Origin of the sequence: Peptoniphilus sp. oral taxon 836 str. F0141, assembly GCF_000179335.1 — a bacterium.
GTDB classification, from domain to species: domain Bacteria; phylum Bacillota; class Clostridia; order Tissierellales; family Peptoniphilaceae; genus Peptoniphilus_A; species Peptoniphilus_A lacrimalis.
This window is the reverse complement of record NZ_AEAA01000139.1, coordinates 1-506: the sequence shown is the minus strand read 5'-3', so window position 1 is coordinate 506 and position 506 is coordinate 1. Positions and strand designations below refer to the sequence as shown.

Below are 506 nucleotides of genomic sequence, written 5' to 3'. Positions count from 1 at the left end.
TATTGAAGATACAAGTGAAGACGAAAATATTATTCTAATCAGGGATTTACGCCATGAAAATTATGAAAACAAAAGCTTATAGTCTAGTTGAACTGGTATTAGTTTTAGCTATTATGAGTATTTTAATTTCAGCTATTTCACTAAAAGCTGGAGTTATTGAAAATTACAAGGCAAAAAATCAAATTAAAAAATTAGTATTAGACTTAAATTATGTTAGAAATTTTGCTCAAAAAACTAACACAAGGACAAGTTTAATCATAGGAAATGAAGGCTACTTTTTTGATCTTTTAGGAGAAAAGGAAGAAGTAAAATTTTCAAAATTGATTGAAATAATTGATACAAATTTGGACACAGTTAGTTTTACAAATCTGGGAAAGCCTGCTTTTCTTAACGGCTCCAGCACAAGTGGGCATATAATTTTTAAGATAAAAAATAAGACTATGGGCATAACAATAGCACCGGTGAGTGGAAAAGTAACTTATTATGATAATTATAACTATGATGAG

The 506-nt window shown here is 28.3% G+C and carries 1 protein-coding gene; it reads left to right on the top strand.

The window, feature by feature from the left end:
- Positions 1–53 precede the first annotated feature (53 nt).
- A partial coding sequence (locus HMPREF9131_RS07550) for a Tfp pilus assembly protein FimT/FimU (protein WP_009346272.1) occupies positions 54–506 on the top strand: 453 nt, incomplete at its 3' end.